General features: G+C 68.4%; 20 protein-coding genes. 2 read left to right on the top strand and 18 right to left on the bottom strand.

From position 1 onward, the window contains the following. Positions 1–2: 2 nt before the first annotated feature. From ACFWF1_RS26110 to ACFWF1_RS26025, 18 genes are all read right to left on the bottom strand, one after another. Positions 3–830, bottom strand: coding sequence for a methyltransferase domain-containing protein (locus ACFWF1_RS26110; RefSeq protein ID WP_379287660.1), 828 nt, complete (start codon positions 828–830; stop codon positions 3–5). 23 nt (positions 831–853) lie between these two features. Next, a complete protein-coding gene (locus tag ACFWF1_RS26105) occupies positions 854–1,612 on the bottom strand; it encodes an SDR family oxidoreductase (protein ID WP_379287658.1) in 759 nt (252 codons plus the stop codon). Positions 1,613–1,630: 18 nt separating this feature from the next. Then, positions 1,631–2,914, bottom strand: a complete 1,284-nt coding sequence (locus ACFWF1_RS26100; protein WP_379287657.1) for a beta-ketoacyl-[acyl-carrier-protein] synthase family protein — start codon at positions 2,912–2,914, stop codon at positions 1,631–1,633. After that, a complete protein-coding gene (locus ACFWF1_RS26095; RefSeq protein ID WP_379287655.1) occupies positions 2,911–3,387 on the bottom strand; it encodes a 3-hydroxyacyl-ACP dehydratase FabZ family protein in 477 nt (158 codons plus the stop codon). The genes ACFWF1_RS26100 and ACFWF1_RS26095 overlap by 4 nt, the downstream gene beginning before the upstream one ends. Before the next feature lie 8 nt (positions 3,388–3,395). Beyond that, positions 3,396–4,157, bottom strand: a complete 762-nt coding sequence (locus ACFWF1_RS26090) for an SDR family NAD(P)-dependent oxidoreductase (RefSeq protein ID WP_379287654.1) — start codon at positions 4,155–4,157, stop codon at positions 3,396–3,398. Continuing rightward, positions 4,154–4,609, bottom strand: a complete 456-nt coding sequence (gene acpS / locus ACFWF1_RS26085) for a holo-ACP synthase (RefSeq protein ID WP_379287652.1) — start codon at positions 4,607–4,609, stop codon at positions 4,154–4,156. The genes ACFWF1_RS26090 and acpS overlap by 4 nt, the downstream gene beginning before the upstream one ends. Further along, positions 4,606–5,961, bottom strand: a complete 1,356-nt coding sequence (locus ACFWF1_RS26080; protein WP_379287651.1) for a B12-binding domain-containing radical SAM protein — start codon at positions 5,959–5,961, stop codon at positions 4,606–4,608. The genes acpS and ACFWF1_RS26080 overlap by 4 nt, the downstream gene beginning before the upstream one ends. A 17-nt stretch (positions 5,962–5,978) precedes the next feature. Further along, positions 5,979–7,280 carry a beta-ketoacyl-[acyl-carrier-protein] synthase family protein gene (locus tag ACFWF1_RS26075; RefSeq protein ID WP_379287649.1) on the bottom strand — a complete coding sequence of 434 codons (1,302 nt, stop codon included), beginning with the start codon at positions 7,278–7,280 and terminating at the stop codon, positions 5,979–5,981. Then, complete coding sequence (locus tag ACFWF1_RS26070; RefSeq protein WP_379287647.1) at positions 7,277–7,765, bottom strand: hypothetical protein; 489 nt, start codon at positions 7,763–7,765, stop codon at positions 7,277–7,279. The genes ACFWF1_RS26075 and ACFWF1_RS26070 overlap by 4 nt, the downstream gene beginning before the upstream one ends. Beyond that, the gene (locus ACFWF1_RS26065) at positions 7,765–9,081 is read right to left on the bottom strand and encodes a beta-ketoacyl-[acyl-carrier-protein] synthase family protein (protein WP_379287645.1); all 1,317 of its coding nucleotides are present in this window, start codon (positions 9,079–9,081) and stop codon (positions 7,765–7,767) included. The genes ACFWF1_RS26070 and ACFWF1_RS26065 overlap by 1 nt, the downstream gene beginning before the upstream one ends. After that, entirely contained in the window at positions 9,074–10,402 is a 1,329-nt protein-coding gene (locus ACFWF1_RS26060) for a beta-ketoacyl-[acyl-carrier-protein] synthase family protein (RefSeq protein ID WP_379287643.1), read from the bottom strand. Before ACFWF1_RS26060 ends, ACFWF1_RS26065 begins: the two co-directional genes overlap by 8 nt. A gap of 3 nt (positions 10,403–10,405) precedes the next feature. Further along, complete coding sequence (locus ACFWF1_RS26055; protein ID WP_379287872.1) at positions 10,406–11,062, bottom strand: acyl carrier protein; 657 nt, start codon at positions 11,060–11,062, stop codon at positions 10,406–10,408. A gap of 64 nt (positions 11,063–11,126) precedes the next feature. Next, on the bottom strand, positions 11,127–12,494 hold the full coding sequence (locus tag ACFWF1_RS26050) for an aspartate aminotransferase family protein (RefSeq protein ID WP_379287641.1): 1,368 nt from the start codon (positions 12,492–12,494) through the stop codon (positions 11,127–11,129). Between the two features lie 129 nt (positions 12,495–12,623). Next, entirely contained in the window at positions 12,624–13,397 is a 774-nt protein-coding gene (locus ACFWF1_RS26045) for a class I SAM-dependent methyltransferase (RefSeq protein WP_379287640.1), read from the bottom strand. Positions 13,398–13,403: 6 nt separating this feature from the next. After that, the gene (locus ACFWF1_RS26040) at positions 13,404–14,027 is read right to left on the bottom strand and encodes an SRPBCC family protein (protein WP_379287638.1); all 624 of its coding nucleotides are present in this window, start codon (positions 14,025–14,027) and stop codon (positions 13,404–13,406) included. A gap of 16 nt (positions 14,028–14,043) precedes the next feature. Further along, the gene (locus ACFWF1_RS26035; RefSeq protein WP_379287636.1) at positions 14,044–15,174 is read right to left on the bottom strand and encodes an FAD-dependent oxidoreductase; all 1,131 of its coding nucleotides are present in this window, start codon (positions 15,172–15,174) and stop codon (positions 14,044–14,046) included. Then, complete coding sequence (locus tag ACFWF1_RS26030) at positions 15,171–16,487, bottom strand: FAD-dependent oxidoreductase (RefSeq protein ID WP_379287634.1); 1,317 nt, start codon at positions 16,485–16,487, stop codon at positions 15,171–15,173. The genes ACFWF1_RS26035 and ACFWF1_RS26030 overlap by 4 nt, the downstream gene beginning before the upstream one ends. 12 nt (positions 16,488–16,499) lie before the next feature. Next, entirely contained in the window at positions 16,500–17,513 is a 1,014-nt protein-coding gene (locus ACFWF1_RS26025; RefSeq protein ID WP_379287632.1) for an AfsA-related hotdog domain-containing protein, read from the bottom strand. Positions 17,514–17,648: 135 nt separating this feature from the next. Between ACFWF1_RS26025 and ACFWF1_RS26020 the strand changes: the two genes are divergently transcribed. Together ACFWF1_RS26020 and ACFWF1_RS26015 are read left to right on the top strand one after the other, a co-directional pair. After that, positions 17,649–18,608, top strand: coding sequence for an ACP S-malonyltransferase (locus tag ACFWF1_RS26020; protein WP_379287630.1), 960 nt, complete (start codon positions 17,649–17,651; stop codon positions 18,606–18,608). Continuing rightward, on the top strand, positions 18,605–19,864 hold the full coding sequence (locus tag ACFWF1_RS26015) for a wax ester/triacylglycerol synthase domain-containing protein (protein WP_379287628.1): 1,260 nt from the start codon (positions 18,605–18,607) through the stop codon (positions 19,862–19,864). Before ACFWF1_RS26020 ends, ACFWF1_RS26015 begins: the two co-directional genes overlap by 4 nt. Positions 19,865–19,868: the final 4 nt, after the last annotated feature.

Here is a 19,868-nt window from a genome sequence, read left to right as displayed (position 1 = left end):
GGCTACCCGGGCCCGCGGGTGGCGAGTACCCGGACCTGCCCGAGCCGACCCGCTGCCCCTTGCTCGCCGAGAGTCTCGAAGAAGGCCAGACCATCATCGAAAAGCTTGTCGCCGAGCACCTCTCGCCCCTGCGCCTCGAACCGCCGATATGATTCGGCCCAGCGCCGGTTGATCGCGACGAACATCGCCGTGCTGTCTCGGATGTCGATGTCGACGAAACCGGCGTGTATCAATAGTCGCCGATATCCGGATGGCGTCTGGGGGAACAGGCGACCGTAGACGGACAAGGCGCGCAACGTCTCCGCGTCCCGTGGGAAAGCGCCGGTCAGCACCTCGTCGGTGAAGACGAGGCGCCCGCCGGGTTTCAGCACCCTGGCGCATTCGGCGATGACCCGATGGCGATCGGGCACGATGACGAGGCTGTCCACGCTTATCACGGCGTCGAATGTCGCGGCGGCGTAAGGCAGTTCGCGGGCATCGCCATGATCGAATCGGATCGGCGGATCGACGGCGGTCGCGGCGCGCCGGGCGATGGCTATCGCAGGCTCGGAGTAATCGATGCCCGTCATCGCGCAGCCGGTGCTCTCGGCCAGATAGCGGGCGATTCCGCCGGTGCCGCAACACAGATCGAGACCCATCGTTCGCGGCGCCAACGCGCTGACCCGCGTCAGCCCGCGCAGCTGATCTCTGGTCGTCCAGCTCAGCTGGCCGACGTAGCCGCCCCAGTCTTGCCAGAGATAGGCCATCATGGCCTGACCGGCGGGCGTGAGCGTGATCTGGCGGTGGGTCAGATCGTAGATCTCCCGGGTTTCCTCGATGACGGTGCGCATCCCGAATCCCTTCTCGTCGTTGGCTATCCGGACGTCAGCGAGGCGCCACCGTCGACCACGATGGTCTGGCCCCTGATCCAGCTCGCGTCGTCGGTGCACAGGAACGCGACGACCTTGGCGAGATCCTCGGGCCGCCCGATCCGCCGCATCGGACCGGTTTCGGCGGCTTGGCGCAGCCACTCCGGCGCACCCGCGAGCGCCCGGACCGACTCGGTCTCGATGAGTCCGCCGCAGACGGTGTTCACGTTGACCCCGGGCGCGAGTTCGACGGCCAGGTATCGGCCCATCGATTCGATCGCCGCCTTGCACACGCCGAGGCCGCCGTAGCTGGGGAGATAGCGGCGGCTCCCCATGCTCGACAGCAGCACGATGGCGCCGCGCCCGTCCGGCATCAGCTCATATGCCGCGCGGCAGCCGAACAACGCGGCGGTGATGTTGGTGTCGAGGGTGTAGCGCCAGTGCGGAGTCTCCAGCGCGAACAGTGGTTTCATGATGGCCGACGCGGCGTTGTTGACGTAGAAGTCCACCGCGCCCCACTGTTCTTCGATGTCCGCGAAAAGCCTTTTCAGCTGGTCTCTTTCGCCGACATCGACGCGCAGCGCCAGCGCCCGCCTGCCCTTGCGTTCGATCTCGGTGACGACGTCGCGGGCGGCGGAGCGCCTGCGCCAGTAGGTCAGGATCACGTCCGAGCCGCGATCGGCGAATTCCAGCGCGATCGCCCGGCCGATGCCCCGGGAACCGCCGGTGACCAGGACGGAGCGTCCCGCAAGATCCGCTGACATGGCACCTCACCTCTCTTGCTACGGTGCGCCGAGCACCAACGCGGCGACTTCGGGACCGTCCACATTCCGGCTGAGCGTGACTGCGTACCGAGCGCTCAGTGCGCGGGGCCGCGCCGAGACGACGTCGACCTCGCGGGCGCAACTATCGAGCCGACCGAGGTTGAGCGTCGGCGGGATGACGCCGTCGCGCACGCTCAGGCAGGCGAATGCCGCCTCGGCGACGTCGGTGGCCGGACCCATGTGACCGGTGGCGGCCTTGGTCCCGGTGAGCCACATACGTCGGTGGCGCGCAAGAGTTTCCGCGATGCCGCGCATTTCCGAGCGATCGCCTGCCGCGGTGGCGTCGCCGTGACCGTAGACGTAGCCGAGCTGTCCTGGATCGAGGTCGGCGTCCGCGACGGCGCGCGTGATCGCGCCGCGGACGCCGCTGCCCTCGGGGTCGGGAGCGAGCGGCCTGCCGCTATCGGTGGCCGCACCGAAACCGACGATCTCGGCAAGGACATTCGCGTCGTTGGCGCGGGCCAGGTCGAGGTCGGCGAGGACGAGCGCGGCGGCGCCCTCCGCGCAGATATATCCGTCGCGGTCCCGGTCATAGGGCCGGACCGAGCGCGCACCGGCCACGCAGGCCGAGGTCAGCCCGAATTCGTGTAACGCGAGTCGCGCGAATTCGTCAGCGCCCGCATCGGTTCCGCCGCACACCGCGACATCGACCCGACCGTCCCGGACGGCGCGGAAGGCCCGGCCGACCGCGCAGAGACCCATCGCCGAACCGTCGACCAAAGTGCTGTTCGCGCCGCAGATCTCATGCCGGATGGTGATCTGGCACAGTGCCGCGTTGGGCAGTCCGGACAGCAGGAAATCCGGCTTGGCGCGGTGCAATGCCGCATAGCCGAGTCGTTCGTAGTCGAGGGTGCCGTCCGCGCGCCGCGCGGTGGCCAATACCGGGGCGAACCGCTCGAGGTAGTTCTGCTCATCCTCGTTCTCGTTGGAGCCGATATAGATTCCGCGCCGCGGGGCCGCCGCGGCACGGAAGACCGGACCCGCGTCGGCCACCGCAAGATCGGCCGCGAACACGCCGAGCCGGGACGCTCTGGTGAGGCGTTTGAGGTGCTTGCGGTCGGCGGGTGCGACGGCGTGCTCGGTGTCGTCGACCGCGCCGAAATAGCCGTGCTCCGGCGGACCTTCGCCGTCTCGGCGCCGTAATCCGGTCTCGGCAGCCAGAATTCGCCGCCATTGCGCGCGATAGTCGGTGCCGAGACAGGACAGTATGCCCGCGCCGACCGCGACGACGCGGCGCCTCATTTCCCGTTCACTTTCGTGCCGTTGAGTCGCAGCACCTGATAGTGCCGCCGGGTGCTCTCGGGATCCTCGAACTCGGCGAGCGGGTAGCTGCGGCAGCGGAAGGTGGCGATGGCGATCTTGCGCCCGTGCGCCTGTGCGATGCCGCGAAAGTCCAGCTCTGCCAACGGGTCCGGCGTGGCACCCCCGTCCAGCTTGGCCACCTCGATGGTCAGCCGATCACCGGGCACCGCGAAGTCGATGAACTTGCTGTGCTGCACCGCGCTCAGTACCACGGTCGTGCCGAAGTCGCTGCCGGTGATCACCAGCCAGCGCGCCAGCTGAGTCATCGCCTCCAGGACCAGCACGCCGGGCAGCACCGGCTGCTGGGGAAAGTGATCGGCGAAGTAGTCCTCGCTCATCGCGGCATTCTTCACGCCGACGGCGCGGCGGCCGGCGTCCAGCTCGGTGATCGCGTCAACCATGAGGAACCGCACGGGTACTCCTATCCCACTCCGCCGACCAGGATGGCCTGCCCGTTGAGGTACGTGCTTTCTCGTGCGCCGAGAAAGACCGCGATAGCGGCGACATCGTCGGGCACGATCGGACGCGGCATCGCCGCACGCCGGGCGAGATAACCGGCGACCGCCTGGATATCGACGTCGAAGCCGCCGAAATACTCCCGGCTGACGCCGCTGTCGGCCAGCGTGGGACAGATGGCGTTGACGCAGAGGCCACGCCGGCCGACCTCCTGGGCGACGCTGCGGGTGAAGCCGATCACCGCCGCCTTCGCGGTCGCGTACGCGACCTCGTCGGCGCCGCCGGTCAAGCCGAGGGCCGACGCGACATTGACGATCCGGCCGCTGCGCCGCGGCAGCATCCGGCGCACCGCCTGTCTGCTGCAATAGAAGACGGTATCGAGGTTGACCTGGAGCATCCGGTGCCAGTCGGCGTCGTTGTGGAAGACCAGCGGCGAGCGCAGCGCGGCGCCCGCATTGTTGATCAGGATGTCGATGCGGCCGAAGGTCTCGTCGGTGTGCTCGAACAGTCGCAGGACGACGGTGGGTTCGGTGAGGTCGGCGACATACGCGGAAATCGGTACGGCGGCAACGGCTTCGACCGCCTTGACCGTTGCCTGCAGCCGGGTCTCGTCGACATCGGTCAGCACCAGCGACGCACCCTCCTCGGCGTATCGGGTGGCAATGGCCGTCCCGAACGCACCTGCGGCGCCGGTCACCAGTGCGACGGAGTCAGCGAGCCTGTTCATCCGCGCACCGCCTCGGTGGCCAGCAGCACGTAGGCGACGGCGTATTCGCCATCGTGGCTCAATGACACTGCGGCACCGCTGATGCCGAGCCGCCGCGCGAGTGTCACCAGCCGGTTGTGCAGGAGTAGTTGTGGTACTCCGGTCGACCGGCAGACCTCGATATCGCGCAGCCGCCGCAGCGCCGGTGGCAATCCGAGGCCGACCTGCAGCGCCTTCAGGGTGGCTTCCTTGGCACTGAACCGGGCGGCGAAATGTGGTGCCGGATCGCGGAATCCGGCGCAGTAGGAGATCTCCGCCGGCTGGAACACCTGCTCGGCGAACGTGTTGCCGGCGGCGAGCAGTGCGCGCACCCGCCCGACCGCCGCGATATCGACACCGACCGTCATCGTCGTCGGGCCCGAGATCGCAGGCAGCAGCAGCGAAGTCGCGGCGAGCCTGGTTGCGGCGGTCACGACCGTCGCTCCGAGTCACCCTGAATACCGACGCCGACGGCCGATCCATAGTGTCGCTCCACAGCGCGCCGATAGGCCAGATTGAGGCCGATGACGGCTCGCTTCTTCGCGGCGGACTGCGGGCCGGGCAGTGCGTGGTCAGCGGTGTAGCGGCGTAGTCGTTGCCTGGTCAGCGCGCGGGAATAGGTACTGGTGTAAAGGTATTCGAGGCCGTCTTCGAGCTGCCCGACGGTCATCGACACCGGTGCCACCGAGGCGCGCAGGTGCGAAGGCCCGCCCGGGCCCGGGTCGATCATGCGTCCTGCGCGCCGATGTTCTTCGTACAGTGGAACTCCCGGTCCGCTGCCGAGCGGGTTGAAATGGGCGATCTCGATCTCGTTCTCGACGACGAACTCCAAGGTCCGTTCGAACACGTCCGGCGTATCGCCCGCGAAACCGAAGACGAACGAGCCGATCACCCCGATGCCCGCGTCGTGCAGGCGGGCGATGTGCGCGCGATAGTCGGTGGGGCGGCTCCAGCCCTTGTCCGAGGAGATCAGGTTCTCCGGGCGAACGGATTCCAGACCGAGGAACACGAGCATGCAGCCCGCCCGCCCGGCCGCCTCCGCCAGCGACGCCCGCTGGGCGATGGTTATCGTCGCCTGACTACCCCACAGCACCCGTAGCGGTTCCAACTCCGCGAACAGCGTCCGCGCATAGCGCGGGTTGCCCACGATGTTGATATCCGAGAACTGCACGAAATCACCGGTGCGCGTGTCGATCTGGGCGAGCACCTGATCGATCGGGCGGGTGCGGAACTCCTCGTGGTGGTAGCGGGTCTCGATGCAGAAGTTGCACGAGAACGGGCACCCCCTGGTGGCCTCGACCGGAAAGACATAGTCGTGCGGCGGTAGGTGTTCGGGACCGTACCGGGGCAGGGTCGCCAGGTCGACGGGACCGCCGAAATAGCGCGGGCGCAGGTGTGCGCGCTCGGCATCGGCGAGGACCTGCGGCCATACCTGCTCGACCTCGCCGAGAATGATCGCGGCGGCCCCGATGCGCTCGGCGTCGGGGTCGTAGCTGGGAAAGTATCCGTCGATAACGACCGGTGTCCCCAGACCGGCGAAACCGCGGACCAGTTCGCCGGTCCGGCGCTCGCCGAAGAACTTCGAGGTGACGGCGACCAGGTCGACATCCGTGAATGCGGCGAAATCGGTGATGGGCGTGGAGTTTTCGTCGATCACGGTGACCCGGTGCTCGACCGAGGTGATGGCCGCGCGATAGGCGAGGTTGACCGGAACTGGATTGAGCATGCGGTTGCCGTAGATCACGCTCTTGTCCCGGACGTCGGGGTTCACCAGTAACACGTGCATATGCGCCGATCCCATCCTCAGACTGGTGTCATCGCGTCGTCGGTGGCGCGGCGCACCACCAGGCTGCCGTTCTGCCCGCCGAGGCCGAACGAGTTGGTCAGCGCGACCTCCACCGGCAGGTGTCGTGCCGTGCCCGGCACGTAGTCGAGATCGCATTCGGCATCGCGGTGGCGATAGTTGACCGTCGGCGGCACGGTGGCGGTGTGCACGCTCAGCACGGTGCTGATGAATTCCACGGCACCGCAGGCGGCGATCAGGTGGCCGGTCATCGACTTGTTCGCGGTGATCGCGAGTTGCGCTGCCGCACTGCCGAAGACGTGTTTGATGGCGGTGGTCTCCACCCGATCGTTGAGGATGGTCGCGGTGCCGTGCGCATTGACCAGTCCGACCTGAGCCGGGGTCACCCGCGCGTCGGCCATGGCGGCGCGCATCGCCAGCGCGGCGCCCGCGCCGTCCGGATGCGGCTCGGTGAACCGGTGCGCGTCAAGGGATCTGCCGAATCCGGCGACCTCCGCGTACCACGGCGCCGACCGGCGGCGGGCGTGTGCCTCGGTCTCCAGCACCACCATGCCCGCGCCCTCGCCGACCACGAAACCCGTCCGGGTCGCGTCGAACGGCCGGCCGGTTCGGCCGGGCAGATTGTCGGTGGACGGCGCGCCGAGCGCGACCAGGCCTGCCATGCCGAGCGGGTTGATCATGGAATCCATTGCGCCGCACAGCGCGACGTCGATGCCGCCGCGCCGCAGCAGCCGGAACGCGGTGCCGATGGCGTGCGCGCCCGCAGCGCAGGCCGAGGTGATCACCGTGGTCGGTCCCCGAACGCCGAGATGTCCGGCCAATAGCCCGATCACCAGGTCCTGTGGGTCGCGGATCAGCGACACCGGATCGATCGTGGTCGCGTCGGCCAGCGGGGCGGGCAGGCGGAATCGGCCGTCGGCGTCGAGATGCCGGGCGATGTCGTGCATGCCGACGATGCCGAGCCCCGCGCCGAGCACCAGGCCGACGCGGTCGGCCGAGGTCACCGCGATCGGCGCGCCCGCCCGGGTCAGGCCGCTGTCGGCCAGTGCCATGGCGCAGGCCGCGAGCGCGAAGCGGGCCTGCCGGTCGCCGCGCAGCTCAGCCGGAAAGGGGCCGTCCCAGTAGTCGTGCACGTCGAATTCGGCGACCTCGGCGGCGATCCTGGTCGGTAGCGCGGACGCGTCGAACAGCGTGATCGGCGCCTCGCCCGAGGTGCCCGCGACCAGATTGTCCCAGAATCGGCGGTGGCCGAGCCCGATCGGGGTCACCGCGCCGAGGCCGGTCACCACCACGCGGTTCACCGGGTCACCGGCCCGGTCGGTACCGCGCGGATCCGCTCGAGCGGCCAGCCCGAGTAGTAGCGGAATCGGTTCTCCTCGGCCGCGACCTCGGCCGGGTCGCGGATGTCCTGCAGGACGTAGTTCAGTCGGGCGATGCGGGCGATGGGCGTTGTCTCGTCATATGCCGCGCAGCTGAGCTGCGCCCAGCGCTTGCTCAGACCGAGCATCCTGGCCTCGACCCGCATCGCCCGGCCCGGCGCGAGTTCGCCGACGATCTCGGCCCGATCGATGAGGCACAGGAAGGCGGAGACGGTGAAATCGGTGCTCAGATGGACCAGCCAGCCTGCCACCTGAGCCATCGACTCGAGCAGCAGCGAACCGCTGAGCAGCCTGCGGCCCGCGTAGCCCGCGGCCAAATGGTCCTCGGTGAGCGAGACCTGCTTCACCGCGATCATGGATTCGCCTTTGGTCGCGTCGAGCACCCGGTCGTAGAGCAGGAATCGCATCAGGTTCCCTTCGCCTCGAACTCGCCGAATACGACGCACTCGCTCTGCCCGCGGAACCCGGCGGCGAGACACGCGACGGCATGGCCGGTATCGATCCGGCGCGGCCCGGCGTACCCGAGATTCAGGCCCGAAAGCGGTTCGGGATGACGAAGATTGGTGATCGGCGGTACACAGTGTTCGACCAGGCTGTGCACCGCGAAGACGCTGTGTAGCGGCAGCGCGGCCGCCAGCAGGTGGCCGGTGGCGCCCTTGACGGAGGTCACGGGGACATCGGCCGCGCGGCTGCCGAGTACGGCGTAGAGCGCGGCCGCTTCGACCGCGTCGCCGGTCGGTAGTCCTGGCGCGTCGGCATACACGCAACTGAGCTGATCCGGCGTCACCGCGGCGTCGTCGAGCGCCGCGGCGAGCGAGTGTTCGATGGCCTCGCGCGGTGGATGTGGTTGCCGCCCAGGCGGAATGCCCACCGCGGCGCCGTGACCGAGTACCTCGGCGAGGATGTGCGCACCTCGGGCTCTGGCGTGCGAGAGCGTCTCCAGCACCAGCACGGCCGCGCCCTCGCCGGGCACGGTCCCGGTGCGGTCCCGATCGAACGGCCGGCACGACCGGGCCGCCGGATCGGTGGTCTCCGCGACGATGCCGAGGTAGAGCATGCGTTGCAGCGCGGACAGATTGAGTCGCGGGCTGACCCCGCCCGCCAGCATGACCTCGGCGTCGCCCTCCTGCAGCATGCGCAGCGCGGCGCCGATGGCCTGCCCGCCCGCCTCGCCGAACGGGCTGAACGAAGCGTTCGGTCCGTGCAGGCCGTACTGCATGGCGATCTGGCAGAGCGTCGCGTTGTTGAGCATCACGATCGACACCATGGGGGAGATGGCGCGCCACCCGGTGCGGCAGAATCGGTCGATGTCGAAGCCGGTCGCATCGTGCAGTGACCGCCGTGCGGCCAGTTCCAGATCGGCGATGTCGTAGTCGATCATGGTGACGCCGAGCGTGATTCCGGTCGCGTCGGCGTCCACGTTGCCCCGGTGTATCTTCGCCGAGGTCATGGCCTGTCCGGTCGCGGCGAACGCCATGTGCGTGTGCAGCCGCATGGCCCGCGCGGCCTTACGGTCGGTGATCCAGTCCCATGGGTCGATGCCGTGTACCCGGCCTCCGGCGAGCGGCCGGTCGGCACCGGCGGTCAGCGCGATGTCTTCGGCGAGGCCGTGCAGCGGGGCGACGCCGGATTCCCCGCGCAGCAGTGCGTTCCATTGTGTCCGTGGATCATTGCCCAGCGCGGACACCGCGCCGAGACCGGTCACCACCACGCGTTCACGCATGACCGTTACCGTCCGCGGGGCCGGGCCAGCGCCGCAGCACGATGCTCGCGTTCTGGCCGCCGAAACCGAACGAGTTGCTCATGGCGACTCGAACCTGTTGCGCGCGCGCCGTATTCGGCACATAGTCCAGATCGCAGTCCGGGTCCGGGTATTCGTAGTTGATGGTGGGCGGAATCAGGCCGGTGCGGAGCACGTACAGGCAGGTGACGCATTCGATCGCGCCGGCGGCGGCGATCGTGTGACCGATCATCGACTTCTGCGAGCTGATCGGTATCGAGGTCGCCCGGTCGCCGAAAACCTTGTGCACGGCGCGTGTTTCGGCGCGATCGTTGATCAGCGTCGAGGTGCCGTGCGCGCTGATGTAGTCGATGTCCTCGGCCGACAGCCCGCCGTCGACGAGCGCGCCCGACATCGCGAGCACGGCGCCCTCGCCGTGCGGGGGACTGTCGGTGATGCGGTAGGCGTCGCAGGACGCGCCGTACCCGGCCACCTCGGCGAGCGGCTCGCGGCCGCGCCGCAGCGCGTGCTCGAGCTCCTCCAGCACGACGAAGGCGGCCCCCTCGCCCATCACGAAGCCGCAGCGCCTGCGGTCGAACGGGCGACTTGCCGAGGCAGGCCGGTCGTTGAACCGGGTGGCCAGCGCGGTGAGCAGGTCGAACGACGAGATCCCGAGGAAGCTGAGCAGCGAATCGCAGCCACCGGCCAGCACCACGTCGGCGTCGCCCTCCCGGATCCAGAGGGTGGCCTCGCCGATCGCCTGGGTGCCCGATGCGCAGGTGGCCGAGACCGTCATGGTCGGCCCGGCCGCGCCGCAGGCATTGGCCAGCGCCGCCGCGCTGGCGTTCTTGCGCATGCTGTGGCGTTGCGCGGCGAGCAGGCCGACGAACTCCCGGCCGGGACCCGCTGTGCCGGTGGCGAGTTGCCTGCTGTGGATGAGCCCGTCCAGTGCGCCGATGTCGTACATCTGTCCGGAGGTGCCGACACACACCCCGAACCGCTCCGCGGGCGTATCGGTAAGCCCGGCACGGTGATTCGCTGCGGTACCGGCCGCCAGACCCAGTTGAACCGCGCGTGGCGCCGTGCTCGACAACTCCTCGAAACCCGCGAGGTACCCCGCCGACGTCGCCGCGGCGAGAAACCCGTCATCGACCTCGCCGGCCACCTGCGAGCCGAGTCCGGACGCGTCGAATCGTGAGGTGGTGCGCACGCCAGAGCGACCGTCGACGAGGCCACGGAAGGTCGTCTCGGCGTCGCCGCCGAGCGGCGTCACCATCTCCGCCGCCGTGATGACCACCCGCCGTTGGCGCGCCTCGCCGAACACCGGTCACTCCGCGACGGCGTCGACGGTCGCGGGCTCGCCCGCCTGGGCGGTCGCGGCCTCGGCTGCGGCGGCTTGCGCGCGGCTCTGCTCGAGTAGTCGCGCGACCTCGTCGAGATCCCGGATCTCCTCGAACCAGATCTGGTTCAGCTCGTCGCCCGGAATCGCGGTGAGTTCGGTTGCGCACCTGTCACATTCGGCATGGAACTCGCCGTCCTCGTTGCGTACGAAGGTGCGGCCGCCGCCGCAGACCTGGCACTGCGCCGGGATGGTGTCGAGCAGTCGCTGGCACAGGCCGCCCCAGGTGTGCACGGTCCAGAGCGCGGCGACGTCCTCGACGCGCATCCCGGGTTCGACCTTGCTCAGGTCGACCCCGAGCAGGCGTTCGCGCACCAGGTAGGCGCCGAGCGGGGTCAGCCTGCGGAGCGTGTCGACCGCCGCCCCGGCGCCGAATACGTCCTCGGCCTGTTCGTTCAGGTCGTCGCGCGGCACGGAGATCGGCAGGAACTGTTCGAGCCGGAACGTGATGTCGAGGAAGTCGATCGATTCCGCGCCGAGCTCCGGGATCAGCAACTTGTCCGGCGTCACGTCGTCGAGTTCGACGGCGAGCGCCAAAGCGACCGCGCTGCGTACGATGTCGTCGAGTTCGTGCGAACTCAGCATGGACCCCACGGCGTTCCTCCTCGGATCGGTGTACATGGTGGGTTTCTTTCTGCGGTAACGGGTTTCAGCCCTTGGCGGTGAGCCGGGAGTACCTGGCGAGCACGCCGTCGAGGCGTCGGTAGAGCTCGTCGACCTCGTCGGTCGTGATGGTGAGCGGCGGGACGATGCCGATGGTGCCGCCCAGGCCCTCGGCGCCCTGGCTGCCGATGATCAGCCCGCTCAGTGCGAGCCGGTCCTCGATCACCTGCCATTGCTGCTGCGGGATAGGCTCTTTGGTGGTTCGGTCCTTGACGAGCTCGATGCCCATCAGCAGTCCCGCGCCGCGGATATCGCCGACGATCGGATGCTCGCGCAGGTTCGCGAATTTGTCGAACATGTACTTGCCGGTCTGGCGCACCTGATCGACGATGCCGTCGCGCGCCATGATGTCGAGGGTGGCCAGCGCCGAGGCACAGCACAGCGGGTTTCCGTTGGTTGTGCTGCCGGTGGCGATGAAACCGTCTACCGCGGACAGGAATTCGCGGTACACGGCGTCGTGTACGACGACGGCGCCGAACGGCAGGTAGCCGCTGTTGATCCCCTTGGACAGTGCCATGAAATCCGGTCGCACGCCGAAGTAGTCGGCGCCGAACCATTCGCCCAGCCTGCCGAATCCGGTGATCACCTCGTCGTAGGCGAGCAGCAGGTCGTTGCTGTCGCAGATGTCGCGCAGTCGCTCGTGATACTCACGGGTCGGCACGATGGCGCCGCCGACTCCGAGCGCCGGTTCGACGAGCACACCCGCGATGTTCGCCGCGCCGAGTCGGTCGACCATCGTCTCGACGGCGTCGGCGCAGGCGAGGGTACACGTTCCGGCGCAACCGGATTCGCATCGATACGCGTAGGGCGATGGCGCGTGGTGGAATCCCGGCACCAGCGGCTCGAACTGTTTGCGGAACCGGCGAAACGCGGAGCCGGTTGCGCTCAGTGCGCCGTAGGTAACTCCGTGGTAGGCCCGGTCCAGCGCGATCACGCCGAGCTTGCCGGTGTCCGCGCCGAAACGGAGGCGTTGATACTGGCGCATCATCTTGATGATGGTTTCGTTGGCCTCCGATCCGGTGGACGCGTAGAACACGGTGTTCATGCCGTCGGGGGTCACCGTGGCAAGGCGGCGCGCGTATTCGTCGGCGGCCTGATGGGTCGCGCGCTCGATGGGGAAGTACAGCAGCTTGCCCGCCTGCTCGCGGATGGCCTCGATGATTTCCGGATGGGCGCCGCCGAGGCTCAAATTGCACAGTCCGCCGAATGCGTTGAGATAGGTGTTGCCTTCGGTGTCCACCACCCACACGCCCTCGGCCGAGGCGATACTGATGCCGCGCCTGCGAAAACCGCGCATATTGGTGAATCCGTGCCAGAATGTCGAATCTATTTCCGACGCAATCTGATTCGGCATGACACTCCTCGCGTCGCCACTTCGGGAACGGGCCGGGGAGGAAGATGTTCCGGGGAGAACCGGCTCCGTCTGAGACGACGATATCCTTGGGTACGGCCTTGTTTCCTCGGCCGAATGGTCACACCTGGCTCAACACTTGGTGGAGGTCGCCGCGTTGCTCCGCTGAGTATCGAGAGACGCCGTCGGGGCGGCGGACACTGTCGCGAGGTCCCATCCGGCGCGGCGGCACACGAGACCCGCCTCGGCGGCCTCGTCGGCGATGGTCCGCATATCCAGGGCCCACCACTGCACCGTGCCGACTGTCTCCCGCACCGTCCGCCCGTCCTGCAACACTCGACACCGGGTGGTCAATTCGATCCGCCCCGCGATATCGGCGGGCCGTGAGCTCAGCCAGATCTCGTGTTGTCGCACACCGAATCTCGCGACACCGACCCGGATCGGCCGGACCGTTCGAGTCGCGGGAAACGGCGCGGCGTCCACGACCGCGCGGCAGCCCGGGGCCAACCGGTCAGCGAGCAGTCGCCACAGCCGATGCCGATCGTCAGGGGTGAGATAGCCGAGCACCCCGCACGCGACCAGGCCGCCGATTCGGTCGGGCAGGGTGGTGTCCTCGAGGGTGCCCGCGACGATGGTCACCCGCGGCGCCAGCGCACTCGCCAGCACCCGGCAGGCGAGTGCGGCTCGCATGGCCGGGGAGGGTTCGATCGCGATGATCGGGACTCCCGGCAGCGCGGCGCCGATGATCTCGGCGACCAGACCGGTGCCGGCTCCGACATCCACGATCGGCGAATTCGTCTGTGCGGCAGGCGACATGGCCCGCGTCAGCGCGGCCGAGCGCGGCTTCCAGTACGGCCGGCCCGCGATATCGTAGAACTCCGCCGCCGCACCGTAGATATCGGTCATGCCGGGTCACCGCCCGGCGGCGAGCGTCGTCTGCGTCCGCACGCGATGTTCGAGGATCCGTTGCATATTGCGCAGTTCCAGCACGTCGCACGCGTGGAAGAGCGGCCAGAACGACCCGGGCCACACCCGGCCGCGGCGCGGGGACAGATGGGGGTACGGATTCTTGGCGTAGTAGGGATGGCGCCAAATCGTCCACGACACCAGCGCTCCGCTACGGTGTTGCACCCGTTGGGCGGACAGCACTCGACCGCAGAACACCATCCACAGATCGTCGCCCTGATCGAACGCGGACTCATAATCGACGGTGCCGACCTCGCGATTGCCGCTGATGCGCAGGTGGATCTTGGTTTCCGGGTCGGTCGCGTCCTCGCCGACATACCGGCCGTCCGCGCCGTCCGGCCGGAAATTACGCATGCTGTAGGTGAATTCCGCGACGCTGCGAATATCGAGCAGATAGTCGTAGAGCATGGCGGGCGGACAGTCGACGTGCTGATGCACCGTGTACACCTCGCTGTCGGTGGCGGCGCCGCGCAACTGCCGGGTCAGCGTGAGCAGCTGGTTGGTCGCGTCGGTGCGTGCGACCGTTTCGCACCGGAACAGTCCGGGGATATCGTCCAGCTGCGTGTTCATCGGTACTCCCTCGGTTTCACATCGGAATGCTGGTCCAGCGGTTGAGTTCGCGGCAGATCACCGGCGTCGGGAAATATCGAAGGCCGAGGTCGCGAAGGTGCCGTGCGATCGGGGATTCGAGCATCATGACATCGCCGAACACCCTGGCGCGGTGCTGCTCCGCATCGACCCGCGGCATGCGGCGGCGAGCGAACCGGGTCAGGGCGATGTCGATGTGCGCGGTATCGACGCGCACCAGTTCGTCGTCGAGCACCGCCGCCGACTCCATCGCGAGCGACGCGCCGATACCCGTGCTCGGCACCAGCCCGGCGGCGGCGTCGCCGAGTAGCACAATCCGACCCCGAATCCACTGGGGTACAGTGACTTCCACCAGGTCCGAGCATTCGACCCGGTCGGCGTCCGGCAGGGTGCGCAGGATCCAGCACTCGTCGGTGCGGCGTGGGTCGCCCGGCGGCCACTGCCTGGTCGCCGGATCGGGTGCCGCGCTGTCGAACGCGCCGGCGATCGCCACGAAGCAGGCGACCCGATCCTGCGTCGGATACGCGGACATGATCCGCCGCAGCCCCCACATTTCATGCAGTTCGCCCGGTGGGGTGATGCCGCAGCGCGCCCACCACCACCAGATGCGCCAACCGAACCGGTGTTCGGCGGTGTCCAGCTCGGCCTGCCCGCGCGTTCGGGAGCGCATGCCGTCCGCGCCGACGACCAGGTCGAAGTCGCGCTCCCGGCCGTCGTCGAACCGGACCCGCACGGTCGAGCCGATCTGGCGCATCCGGTCCACTTCGGTCTCGAGATCGACCGGTGTTCCGCCGTTCGCCGACTCCAGCATGGCCAGCAGTTCGGCGCGGGGTGCCGCGCGGGGCGGTCCGTTGCACGCGTCGAGGCGCTCGAGGTCGAAGCTACGCAGTATCGCGCCGTCGCGACCGTGCACGACGTAGCGCCGCAACGGCGCGCTCATGTCGATGAACGAATTCCACAGGCCGAGGCCGTGCAGGACCCGACTGCCGGTCGGCCACACCGTGATCGCGTGTCCGGCCCGGCTGTAGCTGCTGATCGTGTCGATGACGGTGGGGCGCAGTCCGCGTTGGCGTAAGCGCGCCGCGAGGGTGAGCCCGGCGATCCCGCCGCCGACGATCAGGATTCTCACCGAATGGCTCCCCGCGGCACCGTCGCCGAAAGCAACGCCGCCGCCGCGGCTTCGCCGGAGCGGCAGCAGGCCTCGATCGAGCCACCGAAGAGATAGTCGCCGCCCAGGGCGATACCGGCGTAGGGCGCGGCCGCCGCGCGCAATGCGTCGAGGAAGTCGCCGTAGTGCGGCAGGTAGCCGCAGTAGGCGCGTGGCCAATGACGCACCGCCACCGCGGTTCTCGGCTGCCGCACTACCCCGAGGTGGGCGCGCAGCTGTTCTTCGGTGTCGGTGACCAGGTCGAGCACGTCCGCTTCGGCGGGATCGGTCAAGCGGCCGTGTCGGCCCGAAAAGGTATATCGGACAACGTTTCGCGTCTCCTTGCCGTAGCTGCCCGCGTTGCTGCACGGTTGATCGTCCAGGGCGATGGCGCGGACATCGGCGGCGAAGACGTCGTGCGCGTAACGCACCACTGCGACGGTGGCGGGGAAGTAGCGCACCGAACGCACCAGGCTCGCCAGTGTTTCCGACAGCGGTGCGAGCAGCGGCGCGGCCGCGTAGGCGGGGGTGCACACGGCGACTGCGTCGTAGCGTTCCTGCCGCGATCGGCCTGCCGCGTCGACGAGGTCGAGGGCGACTCCATCGTGAACCTGACTGATGCCGGTAACCGCAGTGCGGTAACGGATTTCGATGAGTTCGGCGATGCGGCCGAGTAGTGCCGGCAGACCGGCGGTCGGCTGGTCGAACTTGTCGATCAGCATCCCGATATTGGTGGCGAAGTTGCCGTAATACGCCTCGTCCGGCTCGGCGCCGTTCATCCTGACCGTGATCGGGCGAAGGAAGTTAGTGGTGGTGCGCCTGCCGAAATGGCCGGACAGAGGCCGATCGTCGTGGCGGCCCAGCTTTCTGGCCAGATCGGAGCCGAGGAATCGGGCCGCGTCCGCAGCCTTCACCTTCCGGGCGATGCTGTCGAGCTTGGCCAGGTCCCGCCAATCACACATCCGCAGAATGCCGTTCATCGTCTCCGCGCGGTTGTCGCTGTCGAGGCTGACGAGCCGGCCCGCGACGATCCGGGAGGTATTGATGCCGAAGGGTTCGTATCCGGTGCCGCCGAGCACCTCCAGCAAGGACCGGAAGTGGGCGTAGGCGCGCCCGATGTTCTTGCCGCCGAGCATCACTTCGCGATCGCCGAGTACGGCGAAACCGAGGCGGCCACCGAGCCGATCCTCGACCTCCAGTATCTCGACCACGCAGCCCGCGCGATGCAGCGTCAGCGCGGCCGCGATACCGGAGACTCCGGCCCCGACCACCGCGACGCGTTCCGGTGTCGTCACGTGGTTCTCCCGTCAGCCCGAACCGGATTCGTCGAGTACCTCGAGGGTGATGGCGCCGAGCGACTCGCCCGCCTGCTCGAACGCGACCCGAACGCGATGTCGCGTGCTCGGACCCGCCGCGCCGGAATCGGCGATCGCGGCATGGCAGTCGGTACGCAGGTCCGGCTCACAGAAATTGCCGAAATCGACGTCGCAGCCGACGATCAGGGCCCGGCGCGGGTCGGTGTCGCGGTGTTCGGCCAGCGTCGCCAAGCAAGCCTGCCTGGCCGCCTCCAGCATCAACATGCCCGGCACGTGATCCATCGGATGGTCGAAGAACACGGGATGGGCCGGGTCGAAGGTCAGCAGGAAGGTCATGCCCGCCGCGCCGGTCGCAATGCCGTTGGCGAGCAGGATATTTCGCGGATGGTGCCGGCCGGCCTGGCCCGGGGCGAGCAGGGCGGCGGGGTCGACCGGACGCGCGGGCTCCGGGCCGAGCTTCATGGTCTTCTGCCGGGCCCGTTCGCGAATGTACTCGTAGTAGTGCAACGGCAACGGCAGCCAGCGCCCGCCCGCCCGGCCGCACTCGTGGCCGTCGACAATGATGGTCACCGGATGCTGCGCCAGTCGCTCGGACGTGCGCGCGTTGACGATGGTCAGCACGCGGGCCGGATCCGGACCGGCGCGCAACCACTCCGGCGCGAAGACATCGATCCGCATGTCGCGGAAGACCAGGAACTGGTTGTCCGGCACATTGACGAACTGGTGTGCCACATACTCGGTCACCTGCCGGGTGACCTCCATGATGGCGATGGTGTCCAGGTAGTCCGGATTGCCGCCGTCGTTGAACAGCATGTGGCTGCGGGGGAGCATGGCCGCCACCGCCCATTCGCGTTTGCCGATGACGGCCGAGTCCGTGAGGAATACCTCGTTGACCGCGGCGCGATGCACCAGGGAACGTGGCACCGTCTGCTCGAAGCTCAACTCGGCTAATGCTTTTCGGTCGCCATCCGGTGAAGGGCGGGTGGTCACTGCGGTTTCGTCCACGGTTGCCTCTCCGGCCTCGTGTTTCGAGCTACCGCGAGCGTATCGACGTGACCAGCGCGGATCATCGTGCGTTCGGTGAAGTGATCTCAACGTCTGACCGAATACCGGTGCCGCGGCGGGCGATACGCTCAAACAGTGCTCGAGAGCGACGACTGGGTGGCGGTACGGGCCCGGTCCGGCGAGCCGACCGGATGTGCATTGATCTTCCCGGGTCAAGGCGCGCAGCGACCCGCCATGGGCGAACGATGGCGAGATACGCCGCAGTGGCGGATCGTCTGCGACGTCTCCGAATGGACCGGATATGACCTCGCCGAGCTGGTGTTGCGCACCGGCGAACAGCGGTTGCGGAGCACTGATTCGGCGCAGTTGTCGATCTTCACGATGTCGCTGATGGCGATGGACTACCTGATCGAGCATCGGATGGTCGACGGGGTGCTCGCGTGTGCCGGGCACAGCCTGGGGGAGTACACGGCGCTGGTGGCCGCGGGCGCGCTGACGCCGCGAGCCGGTGCGCGACTGGTCGCGGCGCGCGGTGCGGCGATGCGCGCGGCCACCCGGCAGCGGCCAGGGACGATGGCCGCGATCCTCGGCGCGAGCAGCGACATCGTCGAACAGCTCACCGCCGCAGTGCGTTCCGGTGGTGCTCAGGTCTGGGTGGCCAACATGAACGGGCCGCGGCAAGTCGTCGTGTCCGGCACCGTCGATGGGGTCGACGCGGTGGCCGAGCAGGCCAGGAAGGCCCGGCTGAAGGTCGTGCGAATCCCCGTCGGCGGCGCGTTCCACACCCCGCTCATGGCGGCCGCGGCACCGCTGCTGCGCCAGGCCCTGGACGAGGTCGAATTCCGGTCGACCGGCGTCGAGGTGGTCGCGAATGTGGACGCGGGGCTGTTCACCGCCGAGCGGTGGCGAGAACTGGCCGAACGGCAACTGACCGCGCCGGTGCGGTGGACCGACGTCCTTCGCACCTTGACCCGACTCGGTTGTGCGCGGCTGGTCGAGGTCGGGCCGAGCAGGGTGCTCGCGAAATCGATCGGCCGGGGCGAGTCGGCGCCGACGGTGCGGTACTTCGGCTATCCGGGGGAGCTCGGCTCATGAAGCGCCGGAATCGGTTGAGCGAGTTGGATTGTATCCATCTGCGCCTCGACAGCATCGGGCACCCGATGCACTGGATGCTCGGACTCCGGCTCGAACCGGGTGATCCGATCACCATCGAGCAGTTGCGAGCCCGGGTGGCCGAGCGTGCTCGCGAGCACGAGATGTATCGGTGGCGCCTGCCTGATCGCCTCCGTCGGCGCCCGAGATTCCTTGGTGCGGAAGTGGATCCGGGCCAACGAGTACACGAGGCCGCGGTGGCGGACCGGAGCGGGCTGCTGCGCGTGATCGAGCGGCTGATGGCGACTCCGATGACCCGCACCGCGCCGCTGTGGGACATCACCCTCGTCGACGAGACGGACCGTGGCGGCCAGACGGTGCTGCTTCGAGTGCATCACTGCCTGAGCGACGGACTGGCCGCGCCGGGCTTCGCCGCGCTGATCGTCGATACCGTCGGCGCGACGGACTACGACAGATTCGTTACCGCGCAACGGTTTCCGTTCACCAGGGCGCTCACCTGGCGGACCTGCACCGAGGTACCCAGGCAGTATCGCGCGGCGCGCTCGGTGCGCCAGGGTGGGCGGGTACTGCCCTTCCCGCCGCGGGAATGCGTCCGTCAGGTCATCACGTTCTCGGTTCCGGTGCGGCGGTTACGGCAGCACGCGGCGAACGCCGCCGGGTCGAGCACCGAGTACCTCCTCGCGACCGTCGCCGAAGCGTATCGTCAGGTGACGCAGCGGGTTCCGGAGAGTGATCTGCGGATCATGCTGCCTGTCACCTTCGACCAGGAACTGCGGCACACCGGCAATGCCACCGGGTCGGCGTTCCTCGATGTCGATATGTCGGGTGCGCGGATGGCCGATCGGGTCAGGGCGGTGCGGGAACGACTGAGCGCCATCGATCCGGTGGCCCAGGCCCGCGCGCTGGCTTCGGCGGGTGTTGATCTGCAATACCTGCCGTGGCGGGCGCAGACCCGCCTGATGGCGCGGATGGTGCGCGACACCTGTCAGCTCAGCGTGAGCATCACACCGGGATTCGCGTTGCGCTACACCGTATTCGGTCGTGCGGTGACCGCCACGCTGCCGCTGTCGCCGCTGATGGCCGACGAGCTCATGGTCACCACGTTGATCATGCGCGACCAGCTGACCGTTGGTCTGGTTGCCGATCCTCGGGTATTGCCCTGCGCCCTTCCGGAATTCGCCGACTGCCTGCGCGGCCTTCTGTTGGACGGGGCGGAGCTGTCGCTGGTGTCGAGCTGACCCG

Source organism: Nocardia sp. NPDC060255, assembly GCF_042727395.1.
Classification (GTDB): domain Bacteria; phylum Actinomycetota; class Actinomycetes; order Mycobacteriales; family Mycobacteriaceae; genus Nocardia.
The sequence above is the reverse complement of the archived record's forward strand: the minus strand, read 5'-3'. Positions and strand labels throughout refer to the sequence as shown.